This is a genomic window from Anaerotignum faecicola (genome assembly GCA_024460105.1).
In the GTDB taxonomy this organism is placed as follows: domain Bacteria; phylum Bacillota; class Clostridia; order Lachnospirales; family Anaerotignaceae; genus JANFXS01.
In genome coordinates this window covers 1-377 of record JANFXS010000663.1, presented here as the reverse complement: position 1 = coordinate 377, position 377 = coordinate 1, and the positions used below count along the sequence as shown (strand labels likewise).

Sequence of the window (377 nt, the reverse complement as noted above, 5' to 3'; positions counted from 1 at the left end):
GAGCCGCCAGAGGGATTCCCACCGGTTTATTGTCATGCATACCGTGACGTAGTAGAGGAGATCAGGGGGTACATAGAGTGAAACGACAAGAAATCCCGCCGGGATACATTAACCAGAAGGAGATACAGGCCGCACAGCGGTATTACAAGATCGGCCGCATGGTAATGGTACATACCTACAAGGCCCAGGGGATCGATTCCATGGGGCATACCGGGGAGGCGCACCGCGGGAAGATCATGGCGAAGTATAAATACTTTGCATTGGTTAGGCTGCCAAGTGGTGTACTGGATAGCGCGCTATGGCCAGATTTAGTATTGCAGATGCGGAAACGAAAAAGATATAGGCAGGGAGGCGAGGCCGGTGGAGCAAAACAGTCC

1 protein-coding gene is annotated in these 377 nt (G+C 52.8%); it reads left to right on the top strand.

The annotated features are described in order from the left end of the window. Positions 1 to 77 precede the first annotated feature (77 nt). Positions 78 to 377 (top strand): hypothetical protein (locus NE664_15910; GenBank protein ID MCQ4728120.1); only part of this gene is annotated, 300 nt, incomplete at its 3' end.